Annotated in this window: 13 protein-coding genes; 4 read left to right on the forward strand and 9 right to left on the reverse strand. The window is 66.5% G+C overall.

The window, feature by feature from the left end; genetic code table 11:
• Nucleotides 1-6 precede the first annotated feature (6 nt).
• Both ASE66_RS17875 and ASE66_RS17880 read right to left on the reverse strand, forming a co-directional pair.
• Nucleotides 7-636, reverse strand: coding sequence for a hypothetical protein (locus ASE66_RS17875; RefSeq protein WP_057191025.1), 630 nt, complete (start codon nucleotides 634-636; stop codon nucleotides 7-9).
• Between the two features lie 47 nt (nucleotides 637-683).
• Nucleotides 684-995 (reverse strand): hypothetical protein, encoded by a 312-nt coding sequence (locus ASE66_RS17880; protein ID WP_057191026.1) that lies wholly within the window; start codon nucleotides 993-995, stop codon nucleotides 684-686.
• 122 nt (nucleotides 996-1117) lie between these two features.
• On the opposite strand from ASE66_RS17880, the gene ASE66_RS17885 reads away from it, so the two are divergent.
• Nucleotides 1118-1381 (forward strand): hypothetical protein, encoded by a 264-nt coding sequence (locus ASE66_RS17885; protein WP_156412208.1) that lies wholly within the window; start codon nucleotides 1118-1120, stop codon nucleotides 1379-1381.
• A gap of 118 nt (nucleotides 1382-1499) precedes the next feature.
• Here the strand turns inward: ASE66_RS17885 and ASE66_RS17890 are convergent, their stop codons facing one another.
• The 4 genes from ASE66_RS17890 to ASE66_RS17905 form a co-directional block, all read right to left on the reverse strand.
• Nucleotides 1500-2888: a M20 family metallopeptidase gene (locus tag ASE66_RS17890; protein ID WP_057191028.1), complete on the reverse strand. Its 1389-nt coding sequence runs from the start codon at nucleotides 2886-2888 to the stop codon at nucleotides 1500-1502.
• A gap of 180 nt (nucleotides 2889-3068) precedes the next feature.
• Nucleotides 3069-3965 (reverse strand): ABC transporter permease, encoded by an 897-nt coding sequence (locus ASE66_RS17895; protein WP_057191029.1) that lies wholly within the window; start codon nucleotides 3963-3965, stop codon nucleotides 3069-3071.
• A 1-nt stretch (nucleotide 3966) separates the two neighbouring features.
• Nucleotides 3967-4884, reverse strand: coding sequence for an ABC transporter permease (locus ASE66_RS17900; protein WP_057191030.1), 918 nt, complete (start codon nucleotides 4882-4884; stop codon nucleotides 3967-3969).
• Between the two features lie 159 nt (nucleotides 4885-5043).
• The gene (locus ASE66_RS17905) at nucleotides 5044-6570 is read right to left on the reverse strand and encodes an ABC transporter substrate-binding protein (protein ID WP_057191031.1); all 1527 of its coding nucleotides are present in this window, start codon (nucleotides 6568-6570) and stop codon (nucleotides 5044-5046) included.
• Nucleotides 6571-6730: 160 nt separating this feature from the next.
• Here ASE66_RS17905 and ASE66_RS17910 point away from each other — a divergent pair, with 160 nt between their 5' ends.
• Entirely contained in the window at nucleotides 6731-7681 is a 951-nt protein-coding gene (locus ASE66_RS17910; RefSeq protein ID WP_057191032.1) for a LysR family transcriptional regulator, read from the forward strand.
• Nucleotides 7678-9123: an SNF2-related protein gene (locus ASE66_RS17915; protein ID WP_244494968.1), complete on the forward strand. Its 1446-nt coding sequence runs from the start codon at nucleotides 7678-7680 to the stop codon at nucleotides 9121-9123. The genes ASE66_RS17910 and ASE66_RS17915 overlap by 4 nt, the downstream gene beginning before the upstream one ends.
• A gap of 149 nt (nucleotides 9124-9272) precedes the next feature.
• Here ASE66_RS17915 and ASE66_RS17920 read toward each other — a convergent pair whose 3' ends face one another.
• Nucleotides 9273-9455, reverse strand: coding sequence for a hypothetical protein (locus ASE66_RS17920; RefSeq protein ID WP_057191034.1), 183 nt, complete (start codon nucleotides 9453-9455; stop codon nucleotides 9273-9275).
• Nucleotides 9456-9582: 127 nt separating this feature from the next.
• Here ASE66_RS17920 and ASE66_RS17925 point away from each other — a divergent pair, with 127 nt between their 5' ends.
• The gene (locus ASE66_RS17925) at nucleotides 9583-10344 is read left to right on the forward strand and encodes an SDR family NAD(P)-dependent oxidoreductase (protein WP_057191035.1); all 762 of its coding nucleotides are present in this window, start codon (nucleotides 9583-9585) and stop codon (nucleotides 10342-10344) included.
• Nucleotides 10345-10465: 121 nt separating this feature from the next.
• Here ASE66_RS17925 and puuE read toward each other — a convergent pair whose 3' ends face one another.
• Together puuE and uraH are read right to left on the reverse strand one after the other, a co-directional pair.
• Complete coding sequence (gene puuE, locus ASE66_RS17930) at nucleotides 10466-11887, reverse strand: allantoinase PuuE (RefSeq protein ID WP_057191036.1); 1422 nt, start codon at nucleotides 11885-11887, stop codon at nucleotides 10466-10468.
• A 153-nt stretch (nucleotides 11888-12040) separates the two neighbouring features.
• A complete protein-coding gene (gene uraH, locus ASE66_RS17935; RefSeq protein ID WP_057191037.1) occupies nucleotides 12041-12394 on the reverse strand; it encodes a hydroxyisourate hydrolase in 354 nt (117 codons plus the stop codon).
• Nucleotides 12395-12411 lie beyond the last annotated feature (17 nt).

Genomic DNA, 12411 nt, shown 5'->3' on the forward strand with positions numbered 1-12411 from the left:
GCCGGCTCAGTCCGACCAGGACAGCAGGATCTCATAGGCCGTGGGCTTGACCAGGCGCATGTCCGGGTTGGACGAGGAGAATTCCTTGTCGCCCGAGAGCCGGTCGAGCGCCTTGGCGTCGGCGCCCTTGGGGTAGCCGAAGCGGATCGTCAGCTTGCAGCCGCCGAAGGCCTTGGCGAGCTTGCCGCCCTGCCAGTCGGCGGCGGTGCCGGAATAGTCCCAGTCGAAGCCGAGGATGCTGAAGGGCTTGCCATTGGCGGCCTCGACCGCGGCGACGGGCGTGCCGACGGCGAGGCGCTCGCCTGCCGGTCCCGCGACTTCCCAGCCCGAACCCTCGCGGACATAGATCGTGCCGGGCTGGCGGCGCTTGGCTCCATCACGCCAGATCAGTTCCAGCCGGCGCTTGCGGTCCTTGGGGAAGAGGATGGCGCCGGCCGCCTTCTCGCCTTCGCCGATCTCGATCCGGGCGCGCTGGACGTTTCCGGGGCCGAAAGCCTTGATCAAGGCCGCCTCGTCGGCATCGCGGGCGAAGGGGCCGTTGCAGGCGAGCAGGTCGGCGGTCTGCGCCTGCGCGGTCCCGGCCGCAGCGAGGAGCGCGACCGTCGCAAGTCGCAAAGCGAGAGCCAGTCTGCCCATGTGCTGCTATCCCCTGCCGGCGGCGGGCCAACAATAGCGCCGCTGCGTCAGACCTTGGGAGGCTTTGAAGCACGATCGAAGACGGGTGTCGCCTCGGTCTTGCCGGCCGGCTCCTGCCCGGTCGGGATATCTTCGGCCGCGTGGCGGACGGCCTCCTCCTGTTCGGTCAGCCCGTCGAGGGTGTCGTTGGCGTCGCTGCCGACGTCATGGACATTGGTCTGGTCGCTGGCGCGGCGGCGATCACTGATCGGTGCGTCTCGATCCGGCCGGACCGAAGCGTCCTCGGGGCGGACGGGATCGTTCTCGATGCGCTCGTCGAGCAAAGCGGGGTTCTCGCGCGGTTTTCCATCATCCGGCATGGTGCTGCTCCATTGCTGGTTTCCTGCCGAACCAAGCTGCGAGCCGCGGCATTGTTCCGCGCTTCCCGCCGCGAACCTTCGCGCGGCACGGACGTTTGTGGAGGCATGCAAGGAGTGCCCTCATGACAACGACCCATCAGGCCGGCGGACCGCCAGGCGGCGTGCCGACAAGTCCGACACCCCCGCCGGAACTGCCGCCGATGAACCCGGGCGAGGTCTCGCCGGCACCGCCGATCGAGAACCCGCCGGACAACGAGCCGAACGGCATCCCGAACGACCCGCCGCCGGAACTGCCGCCGAACGCGCCGCCAGAAGGACCGCCGGCGACGCCGATCGACCTGCCGCCGGCGCGCGATCCGCGCGAGCCGCAGGAGCCTCGGCAGTAGGGAGCGCGTCATGGACGACGATCTGCCCGGCATGACGCGAGAGCCTGGAACGGCAGCGTCCGGACGCAGCCGTCCTTGATCGGGAGCATGGCGAAGGCGGCCAGCAGGCCGCCTTGCCTCAGAGCGCCGGCCGGTCGCTCTCGCCGAGATCCCAGTAGAGGCCGGCCATCAGGCCGAGCGCCTCGCGCGGGATCGCGACGGGAACGTGCTCGTTCGGGGCGTGCTGCGAGCAGCCGGGATAGGAATGCGGCACCCAGATCGTGCGCATGCCGACGATATCGGCGAAGATGTCGTTGGGCAGGCCGCCGCCGAGATTGGGCAGCAAAGCCGGCTTCTTGTTGGTGCTCTTGGCGAGCGAGGCCAGCGCCCATTCGACCCAGGGGTCGTCGGGATCGAGCCGGGTCGCATTGAAGACCGCATCGCGCGCCTTGGTGATCTCGACCATGCCAAAGCCATGGCGGTCGAAATGGCGGCGCAGCGCCGGCATGACGTCGTCCGGATCGATGCCGACGACGAAGCGGAGGGCGCAGCGGGCCCAGGCGCTCGGCGGCACGGCGTTGACCGGGGTCTCCGGCACGCCGGACTTCATCGCCAGCACGTCGAAAGAGCACCAGCCGAAGACCTGCTCGGCCGGCGACAGGCCGGGCTCGCCCCACTCGCGGTCGATGGTCGGACCATCGGGGCCGCCGTCGATCTCGCAATCGGCGAGCGCCTTGCGCACGGCCGCCGGCAGCTCCTTCGGCACCCATTCATGGATGCGGATCTGACCGGTCGGCGAGGTGATCGAGGCGATGGCGTGGGCGAGCTGGATCGCCGGATCGGAGAGGATGCCGCCCCAGTTGCCGGAGTGGTGGCCACCCTCACGGGCGTTGATGGTGAGGTCGAAGGTGACGCCGCCGCGGGCGCCCAAAAAGATGGTCGGGCGCTCGGCATTGAGGCGCGGCCCGTCGGAGGCGATCAGCACATCCGACTTGAACAGCTCCTTCTGCTCGATGCAGAGCTCGCGTAGGCCGGGCGAGCCGCATTCCTCGCCCATCTCGATCAGATATTTGGCATTGAAGCCGAGCTTGCCGCGCGTCTCGAGCACCGATTTCAGCGCGCTGATATTGATCAGGTGCTGGCCCTTGTTGTCGACGACGCCGCGGCCATACCAGCGGTCGCCGCGCTCGGTGAGGGTCCAGGGCGACAGGCCTTCGGCCCATTGCGCGTCGAGGCCTCGGATGACGTCGCCATGGCCGTAACCGAAGATGGTCGGCAGGCCTTCAGCCTCGAAGCGTTCGGCGAAGAGGAAAGGCCCCTTGGCCTTGGGATGGTTGAGGATCGTGCAGGTGAAACCGAGGCTCTCCAGCAGGGGCTGCATCTCCTTGTCTAGATACTCAGCGAGCACGGGAGCACGGTCGGGATTCTGGCTCTCCGTCGGCATGGCGACGAGCCGCGACAGGTCGCTCTTGAAGCTGCCGGAGTCGAAATAGTCGAGCGCATGGGCGATCGCCTTGGCGCGGGTCATGGGGCGTTCTCCATCTAGACTTGAGTAGCCTGACTCTCAGCCCTCATCCTGAGGAGCGGACGTCAGTCCGCGTCTCGAAGGATGTTCCAGATGGTTCCGGAACCTCCTGGAACATCCTTCGAGACGCCGCTGCGCGGCTCCTCAGGATGAGGGCTGTGGGTCGGGACGGGCAGGGATGCATCAGTTGCGCTTTTCGGGCGAGATCACGTCGCGCAGGCCGTCGCCGGCGAGGTTGATCGCGAAGATCAGCAAAGCGAGCGCCGTGCCGGGCAGGGCGATCAGCCAGAACGAGAAGAACATGTAGGCCTTGGCCTCGGAGACCATCAGGCCCCAGGACGGCAGCGGCGGCTGCACGCCGAGGCCGAGGAAGGAGAGCGCGGCTTCGAGCAGGATGGCGCTCGCGGCTTCCAGCGTCGCCACCACGATCAGGTGCGGGGCGATGTTGGGCAGGATCTCGCGCAGGATGATGCGCGTCGTGCTCGCGCCGGAGGCCTGCGCCGCCGTGATGTAGTCGAGCGAGCGGACCTGCTGCGTCGCGCTGCGCATCACCACGGCGAAGCGGTCCCATTTCAGCAGGCCGAGCACCAGGATGACGATCCAGAGCGAGGAGCCGATGATGGCGACGACCGCGAGCGCCACCAAAATCACCGGCATGGCGAGGCGGGTCGTCACCATGAAGGTCACGGCCATGTCGATGCGCCCGCCGAAATAGCCGGCGAGCAGGCCCATCGTCGTGCCGATCAGCCCGGCGATGGCGACGACGCTGATGCCGATCAGCAGCGAGATGCGGGCGCCGTAGAGCAGGCGTGAGAGATAGTCGCGCCCGAGCGGGTCGGTGCCGAGCGGGTGGAGCCAATTGCCCTTGTCGTACCAGAACGGCGGGACGTTCCGCGCCGTCAGGTTCTGCAGATAGGGATCGTGCGGCGCCAGCACCGGGGCGAGCAAAGCCAGCACCACGAACAGCAGCAGCAGGCCAAAGCCGAACAGGAAGGATTTCTGGGCCAGCGCCCGGCGCAGCAGGCGGCGCCCGCCGGTGACGTCGCTGGTGGCGAGGGGGAGGGAGGTCGCGTCGCTCATCTCAGGACACCCGGATGCGCGGATCGAGCCAGGCATTGGCGATGTCGGCCAGCAGCGTCAGCAGGACGTAGACGACCGAGAGGAGCAGGACGATGACCTGCATGACCGGGAAATCCTTGTAGGTGATGCTCTGATAGGCGAGGTAGCCGAGCCCATCGAGCGCGAAGATCGTCTCGATCACTACCGAGCCGCCGAGCAGGAAGCCGAGCTGCACCGCCGTCAGCGCCACGACCGGCACGGCAGCGTTGCGCAGCGCATGGGTGATGACGACGGCATAGGGCGAGAGGCCCTTGGCGCGGGCGGTGCGGATATAGTCGGCCGAAAGCACTTCGATCATGCCGGCGCGGATCAGGCGCATGAAGGCCGGCGCGGTGTAGTAGCCCAGCGCGATCGTCGGCATAACGTAATGCAGCCAGGTCCCCGAGCCGGAGACCGGCAGCCAGCGCAGCGTGATCGAGAACAGCATCACCAGGATCAGCGCGAAGAAGAAGTTCGGCATCGCCTGGCCGAAGACGGCGATGGCGAGCGCCAGCCGGTCGATCCAGCTGTTGGAATAGATCGCGGCGAGCACGCCGAGCGGGATCGAGATCGCCAGCGCGAAGGCGAGCGAGGAGACGCCGAGGATCAGCGTCACCGGCAGCTTGGCGAAGACCAGCGTGGCGACGTCGGTCTTGAAATAGATCGAGGTGCCGAAATCGCCCGAGAGCGTCTTCAGCAGCCAGTCGAGGTACTGGACGACGAGCGGCCGGTCGAGCCCGTAGGTCTTGCGGATGACGTCGAGATCGGCCTGCTGCGCGCCTTCGCCGGCGATCGCGACCGCGATGTCGCCGGAGAGGCGCAGCAGGAAGAAGGCGATGGCCGAGACCGCAAGCGCGACGAGCAGCGCGAGGCCAAGCCGTTTGACGATGAAGCCGAACACCGGGGCTTCCTTCAATTTTCTAAGGTTTAAGCAGTCATCCCGGCCGGAGCTTAGCGGAGAGCCGGGATCCATGCCTGAACCGTTCAGGAATGGATCCCGGCTCGGCGCCGCTTCGCGGCTTGTCCGGGATGACCCGTTCGTTGGAAGGAAAGGAGCCCCTTACTTCCAGCCCATCTCCCAGAAGCGGACGAGCTCGTCCGGATAGGCCTTGAAGTTCAGGTCCTTGTTGGCGACGTAGTAGACCGGCAGCGAATAGAGCGGCACGGCATAGGCCTTGTCGGCGATGATCTTCAGGCCGGCCTTGTAGGCCTCCTTGCGCACTGCCGGATCGACCGAGTTGTTGCCCTTCTCCAGCAGGTCGCGCACGGCGGCGTCGCGGGTGATGTCCTCGCTGCGGAAGGCGAAGTAGTTCGGCGTCGCCGCCGACGTGTCGTTGACCGAGAACGAGCCCCAGGTCTGGTGCGTCAGCATCGCCTTGTTGCTGGCGATCTGCTCGCGCATTGCGGCGTATTGCAGGAAGCGCAGATTGGTCTTGATGCCGACGGCTTGCAGATAGCCGATCAGCGCCTCGGTCTGGTTGCGCTCGCGATAGGCGACGATGTCCATGGTCAGGCTGGGATGGCCGGCTTCCGCCAGCAGCGCCTTCGCCTTGGCGGGGTCGTAGGCGTAGCGGGCCGCGCCCTCGTCGGTGCAGCCGAACTGCGAGGGGAAGCAGATCGTGTTGATGACGCGCGAGCCCGTGCCGACGATATTCTTGACCATCGCCTCGCGGTCGATGGCGTGGATGATCGCCTTGCGGACGCGCTCGTCCTTGAGGGCGGGGGCCGGCGTGCCGTCCTGGATGTTCATCTGCATGAAGACGATGCGCATCGTCTCGCCCGAGACGACCTGCAGCGTTGGCACGGCTTGGAGCTGGTCGGCCTGGTCCTTCGGAACGTGCATGATCAGGTCGGCGCCGCCCGAGAGCATCTCGGCCATCTGGGTCTGGCGATCCGGGATGAAGCGGATCTCGAACTTGCCGACCTTGGGCTGCGGCTTCGGCGAATCCTTGAAATAGTCCTTGTTCAGCTCGAGCGAGATCGACTTGCCCGGCACGTAGTTCGTGACCTTGTACGGGCCGGAGCCGACCGGCTTCTCGTTCTGCCCCTTGGGGCCGACCTTCTCGTAATACTCGTTCGGGTGGATCACGACCGGGCCGGCGAGATACTCGATCGCGGCCGGGAAGATGTCCTTTGTGGTCAGCCGGACCTTGTACTTGTCGAGCTTCTCGGCCTTGGCGATCCAGTTGACGTTGCCCTGGGTGACGACCTTGTTCTCGGTCTTGGAGATGAAGTTCAGCGTGTAGACGACGTCGTCGGCGTCGAACTCCTCGCCATTGTGGAACTTCACGCCCTCGCGCAGCTCGAAGTCGATGGTCTTGTCGTCGACCTGCTTCCAGCTCTTGGCGAGCTGACCCTTGTATTCGTTTGTGTTCGGGTCGCGGTAGATCAGCGTGTCCCAGACATTGGCGCCGATGATCACGCCGATGCGGACATTGTTGAAGAACGGGTCGACGCTTTCCGGCGCCTGATCATAGGCGAAGCGGACGGTGTTGGCCGCCTTCTGGGCCAAGGCTGGCGTCGCAAGAGCGGTCGCAGCCAAAATGGTAGCGGCCAGGGCCGTTGAGGCCTTGTCGAAGAAGCGCATCTTTTTCCCCTCGCAGCGTTGTCGCTTGTCTCGTTCGGCGGGCAGCACGAAGCCACCGTCACGCCGGCGACACAAACTCTGCACAGCTTCGTGCTTGCCGCCATAAGAATGAATCGAAAGGATCGTTGCCGAGACGGCAAGGGGCGGCTACTGCACGCTCATGCAGACCCCGGCCTTGCGGTATTTCCTGTCGGTAGTGCGGACCGGCTCGATCAGCGCCGCGGCGCAGCGCCTGCGCGTTGCCGGCTCGGCCGTCAGCCGCCAGATCGCCAATCTCGAGAAGGAATTGGACGCCGCGCTGTTCGAGCGGCGCTCGCACGGCATGATCCTGACCCAGGCCGGACAGACGCTCGCGGCCTACGCCCAGCGCCTCGAACTGGAGAGCGAGCAGGTCGTCAGCGAAATCCGTGAATTGCGCGGCGCCAGCAAGGGCTTGATCAGGCTCGGCGTCACCGAGGGCTTCGCCGTCAGCTTCATCCCGGAGGTGATCTTCGCCTTCCGCCAGCAGCACCCGGACGTCGCTTTCGACGTCAAGGTGATGTCGCCGCAGGTCGTCACCGAGCATGTTCGCACCGGCACGGTCGATCTCGGGCTGACCTTCGTGCTGCAGCAGGAGCGCGGCGTCACCATCAACTGGCAATGCGCAGCACGGACCTACGCCTTCGTCGCGCCGCACCACCCGCTGGCAGGCAAGGATGCGGTCAGGGTCGAGGACATCTTCGCCCACCCGGTCGCTGTGCTCGACAGCGAGGCGACGGTGCGCAAGATCGTCGACATCTACTTTTCCGCGCGCGGACTGACCGTAGACGCGGTGCTGACCTCGACCAATGTGGCGGGCCTGCGCCATTTCTGCAAACTGGGTGGCGCCGTGATGTTCGCCAGCTCGATCACCTTCGGCGCCTCGATCCGGGACGGCTCGGTGGTGGCGCTGCCGCTCAGGGATGGCGACCTGCCGCCGCGCAGCCTGCAGATCCAGACGATGTCGGGCCGGGCTCTGCCCAAGGTGGTGACGAATTTCCTGAGCGTGCTGATCGAGGAACTGCAGCACGCCGATGTGCTGGCGGCGATGGCGACCGAGCGGGCTCCGGTTCCCGAGGTCCGGCAGGCATGAGCGTTCCAGTGAAGAGCGATGTGCCCGAGATCATGGTGCCGCATCCGCATCAGCTTGTCGCGCGCGATGCGATCCTGGCGGCGCGCGCGGCGGGCAAGCCGGGCTTCCTGCTCGGCGACCTGACCGGGCTCGGCAAGACGCTGTCGGCCTGGCTCGCCCTCTCGGCGATGCCGGAGCAGGAGGTGCTGGTGATCTGCCCGAAAGGCGCGATCCCGCAATGGCGGCGCACCATCGCCCATGCCGGGCTGCCGGCGAAGAAGCTCACCTTGATGAATTTCGAGCGGACGAAGTCGCTGCTGGCTCCGCCTCCAGCCAGCAGCAAGCGCTCGACGCGAGCGAAGAACAACGAGCTCGCCAAGCTCGGCACGCCAAAGCGGATCTGGCCGCTGGTGGTGATCGACGAAGCGCACCGCATCCGCAATCCGAACTCGCAACAGGGGCTGGTCTGCCGGCAGATGGCCGCGACGGCTGAGTTCACGATCTATATGAGCGCGACGGCCGGGCAGGCACCGCACGAACTTTCCTATCTCGCGAGGTTGCTGAGTGATGCGACGGGAGCGCCCGGCGCCGATCTCGACGGCTTCCGGGCGCTGATGAAGCGGCTGAAGATGGGCCGGGCCAAGGGGCGCTGGAAGAACTGGAGCTGGGAGCCGAACGAGAGCGACCGCAAGGTGATGGCGGGCCTGCTCTATCGCGGCGCCAACGCCATCGGGCTCAGGCGCCGGCCGGAGGAGATCGCCGGCTGGCCTGAGGTGCAGCGCGAACTCGCCCCCGTTGCGCTCGATGCCAGCGAGCGCAAGCTCTACGACGCGACCTGGCGCGAGTTCCGGCGCGAGCTCGGTCTCGCGGGAGGATCGACCCGCAAGCCCGCCGGCTGGGCCGCCGATCTGCGCTTCCGCCAGAAGGCGAGCCTGCTGCGCACCGCCGGCACGGCCGAGTTCTGCCAGGATCTGCTGGAGAATGACGAGCAGGTGGCGATCTCCGTCGCCTTCCTCGAAACCGGCGCGATGCTGGCCGAGAAGCTCTCAGGCAAGGGTTGGCGCGTCGGCTCGATCACCGGCGAGTATTCCGGCGAGGCCAACGAGGCCACCCGCATAGCCTTCCAGACCGGCAAGCTCGACGCCGTGGTCTTCACCGTGACCGAGTCGATCTCGCTGCATAAGGCCGAGATGCCAGGGGGCGAACGCGAGCGGGCGCTCGTCGTCCACGACCTCCGCCACAGCGCGATCCAGCTCCAACAGATCGAAGGGCGCTGCCATCGTGACGGCCAGCACGCGACGATCTTCTACGCTTATGCCGAGGATACGGTGGAGGAGAAGGTCGCCACGACCGTGCTCGCCCGCATGGCGGCGATGGAAGGCCTCGCGGGCGACGAGACGGCAATGCTCGACGCGATTGCCGGGGAGGTCGAGCGGGCGGTGCTGGCGCGGGAAGCGGCTTGAATCTGCCTCACCCCTGATCAAGTCATCCCGGGCGACCGAAGTGAGACCCGGGATCCATTCCGGAGCCTTCCCGATAGAGGTTCCGGAATGGATCCCGGATCTCCGCTTCGCTGCGTCCGGGATGACAGCAGAATTTGAATGAATCGGCGCTAATTCGTCTGCGAGCGCGGCGGCTCGTCGGGCTTCCGCTCGCCGACGCGCTTGGCTTCGTCGACGACGCGCTCGGTCGCGCCGACCGCCTTGTACCAGAGGTCGCGCGTGTAGGCGCCCTGATGGACGATGGCGTCGTAGCCGATCGCGATGACCGCGATCACCAGCAGAATGCGAAACATGGAACATCCCCCGTCCGAAATGATGCTCGACGAAGAACGTTCGGGCGGCGGCGGGGTTCCTCTGCCGCGAGGTTGACCACCGCGGCGAGGCGTTGTCCCTTCTCGCCGACACGGAGGCGGGTGGCGGATGTTCGACGATCTCAAGGGCAAGCGGATTCTGGTGACCGGCGCCTCTTCCGGGCTTGGTGCGCACTTCGCCCGGCTGCTCGCTGGGAAGGGTGCGCTGGTCGCTGCCGCGGCGCGCCGGACTGAGCGGCTTGAGGAACTGGCGCGTGCTTGCGAGGGCTTGCCTGGGCGGGTCATGCCGCTGGCGCTCGATGTCAGCTCGGTCGCTGCGATCGAGACGAGCGTCGCCAAGGCTTCCAAGCTGCTTGGCGGGCTCGACGTGCTCGTCAACAATGCCGGGGTCGGCGAGACGGAAGCTGCGCTCTCGGTCAGCGAGGCGCAGTGGGATGCGCAGCTCGACGTCAATCTGAAGGGCTGCTTCTTCACAGCGCAGATGGCGGCGAAGATCATGGCCGATCAGGATGGGGGCGGCGCGATCGTTAATATCGCCTCGATCCTGGGCGAGCGCGTCGCGGGCAGGGTTGCGCCCTATGCGATCTCCAAGGCCGGGCTGATCCAGATGACCAAGGCGCTGGCGCTGGAATGGGCAAGGCACGCGATCAGGGTCAACGCGCTTGCGCCGGGCTATGTCGTCACCGACATCAACCGCGAGTTCTTCGCGGGCGACGCCGGCGAGGCGCTGAAGAAGCGCATCCCGATGCGCCGCGCCGGCGAACTCGACGATCTCGACGGGCCGCTGCTGCTGCTTTCATCCGATGCCGGGCGCTACATGACCGGCGCGGTCGTCGCGGTCGATGGTGGGCATCTGGTCAGCGGGCTGTAAGGACGCGGCTGCGCCAATCCGTCATTGCGAGCGCAGCGAAGCAATCCAGGAGGGCGTAGACCCCTGCCGCCCCTGGATTGCTTCGTCGCTTTGCTCCTCGCAATGACGGGGATGTTCTTCTTCAAGCGTCCGGCAGCAGGTCTTTCAGCCGGATCAGCGCGATCTTCTCGACCTCGGCCAATGCGGTGTCGAACTCCTGCTCGGGGGTGCTCTTCAGCCGCTCCTCGAAGGAGGCGAGGATGTCGGCCTTGGTCAGCCCCTTGACCGCAAGGATGAAAGGGATGCCGAAGCGGGCCTTGTAGGCCTCGTTCAGGGCGGTGAAGCGGGCGCGCTCGTCCGATGTCAGCCGGTCGAGCCCGGCCGAGCCCTGCTCGCTGGCCGATTCCGGTGTCAGCTCGCCGGCGGCGGCGATCTTGCCGGCAAGGTCGGGATGGGCGTCGAGCAGGGCCTTCTGCCGCTCGCGCGGAGCCTTGCGCATCACCGCGACCATCGCTCTGTGCAGCTCTTCGGCCTTGTCCTGCTCAGGCGAAAGCCCGGCGGCGTGGGTCTGCTCGGCGATCCAGGGCGAATGCTCCCAGACACGGCCATAGACCTCGGTGAACAGCGCCCGCGGCAGGCGCGAGGGCCGATAGCCGCCTTCCGGCGGATGCGTCCTCACCCAATGGCGGGCGATGTCGAGCCTCGTCGCGACCCAGACCTTGTCGTGGCTCTGGACATAGTCGAGGAAGCGGGCGAGCGCGGCGGCGCGGCCGGGCCGGCCGACGAGGCGGCAATGCAGGCCGATCGACATCATCTTCGGCGCGGTTTCGCCCTCGGCATAGAGCGTGTCGAACGAATCCTTGAGATAGGCGAAGAACTGGTCGCCGCTGTTGAAGCCCTGCGGCGTCGCAAAGCGCATGTCGTTGGCGTCGAGCGTATAGGGCACGGCGAGCTGCGGGCCGTGCGGACCTTCGAGCCAGTAGGGCAGTTCGTCGGCATAGACGTCGGCGGTGTAGAGGAAGCCGCCCTCTTCCATGGTCAGGGGAATGGTGTTCTGCGACGTCCGGCCCTGATAGCAGCCGAGCGGGCGCTCCCCGGCGAGCTCGGTCTGGATGCGGATCGCCTCGGCGATGTGGGCGCGCTCGGTCTCGGCCGGCAGGTCGCGATAGTCGATCCATTTCAGGCCGTGTGTGGCGATCTCCCAGCCGGCCTCCTGCATCGATCCGACGATCTCCGGATAGCGCTGCAGGGCCGAGGCGACGGCGAAGACCGTGACCGGCATGTTCCGCTGCGTGAACATGCGCCAGAGCCGCCAATAGCCGGCGCGCGAGCCGTATTCGTAGATCGACTCCATGTTCATATGGCGCTGGCCCTGCCAGGGCGCGGCGCCGACGATCTCGGAAAGGAAGGCCTCCGAGGCGGCATCGCCATGCAGGATGCAGTTCTCGCCGCCTTCCTCGTAGTTGACCACGAACTGCACCGCGATGCGCGCCTGCCCCGGCCAATGCGGATGTGGGGCGTTACGGCCATAGCCGACGAGGTCGCGCGGATAGGTCGTGCTCATAGGGCGATTCAAGTCCATGTGGCGATGATTCAGGAACAGTCGGCAAGCGATTGGAACGAGAGCTGTTTTCCGCGATCCGGTTTACCGCGGAGTCGCGTCCGGTCGAAGGCGCCGGAGCTGCTCTTTTCGGAGATGCTCCTTTTCGAAAACGCCTCAGCTGCCGCGATAGGTCGAGTAGCTCCAGGGCGAAGCGAGCAGGGGCACGTGGTAGTGCCCTTGCGGCTCGGCGATGGCGAAGCGGATCGGCACGAGATCGAGGAAGGCGGGCTCGGGCAATTTCGTATGGAGGTGGCGGAAATAGTCGCCGATCGCGAAGGTCAATTCATAGCTGCCGACCGGCAGCGTGCCGGTGAGCAGGGGCGTATCGGTGCGGCCATCGGCATTGGTGACGACGTCGGCGATTCGTTCGCGGCTGCCATCCGGCAGCAATGCGTCGAGCGCGATCGCGACGCCGGCGGCCGGCTTGCCATGGACCGTATCGAGCACATGCGTCGACAAACGCCCCATGCCTTGAACCTCTCGCT

Origin of the sequence: Allobosea sp. Root483D1, from assembly GCF_001429505.1 — a bacterium.
Taxonomy (GTDB): Bacteria; Pseudomonadota; Alphaproteobacteria; order Rhizobiales; family Beijerinckiaceae; genus Allobosea.

Excerpts from the sequence above, each read along its gene's own strand:
- ASE66_RS17910 (WP_057191032.1), top strand. The coding sequence starts at position 6,731 with ATGCAGACCCCGGCCTTGCGGTATTTCCTGTCGGTAGTGCGGACCGGC.
- ASE66_RS17905 (WP_057191031.1), bottom strand. The coding sequence starts at position 6,570 with ATGCGCTTCTTCGACAAGGCCTCAACGGCCCTGGCCGCTACCATTTTG.
- ASE66_RS17880 (WP_057191026.1), bottom strand. The coding sequence starts at position 995 with ATGCCGGATGATGGAAAACCGCGCGAGAACCCCGCTTTGCTCGACGAG.
- puuE (WP_057191036.1), bottom strand. The coding sequence starts at position 11,887 with ATGAGCACGACCTATCCGCGCGACCTCGTCGGCTATGGCCGTAACGCC.
- ASE66_RS17875 (WP_057191025.1), bottom strand. The coding sequence starts at position 636 with ATGGGCAGACTGGCTCTCGCTTTGCGACTTGCGACGGTCGCGCTCCTC.
- ASE66_RS17895 (WP_057191029.1), bottom strand. The coding sequence starts at position 3,965 with ATGAGCGACGCGACCTCCCTCCCCCTCGCCACCAGCGACGTCACCGGC.
- ASE66_RS17890 (WP_057191028.1), bottom strand. The coding sequence starts at position 2,888 with ATGACCCGCGCCAAGGCGATCGCCCATGCGCTCGACTATTTCGACTCC.
- ASE66_RS17885 (WP_156412208.1), top strand. The coding sequence starts at position 1,118 with ATGACAACGACCCATCAGGCCGGCGGACCGCCAGGCGGCGTGCCGACA.
- ASE66_RS17915 (WP_244494968.1), top strand. The coding sequence starts at position 7,678 with ATGAGCGTTCCAGTGAAGAGCGATGTGCCCGAGATCATGGTGCCGCAT.
- ASE66_RS17925 (WP_057191035.1), top strand. The coding sequence starts at position 9,583 with ATGTTCGACGATCTCAAGGGCAAGCGGATTCTGGTGACCGGCGCCTCT.
- uraH (WP_057191037.1), bottom strand. The coding sequence starts at position 12,394 with ATGGGGCGTTTGTCGACGCATGTGCTCGATACGGTCCATGGCAAGCCG.
- ASE66_RS17920 (WP_057191034.1), bottom strand. The coding sequence starts at position 9,455 with ATGTTTCGCATTCTGCTGGTGATCGCGGTCATCGCGATCGGCTACGAC.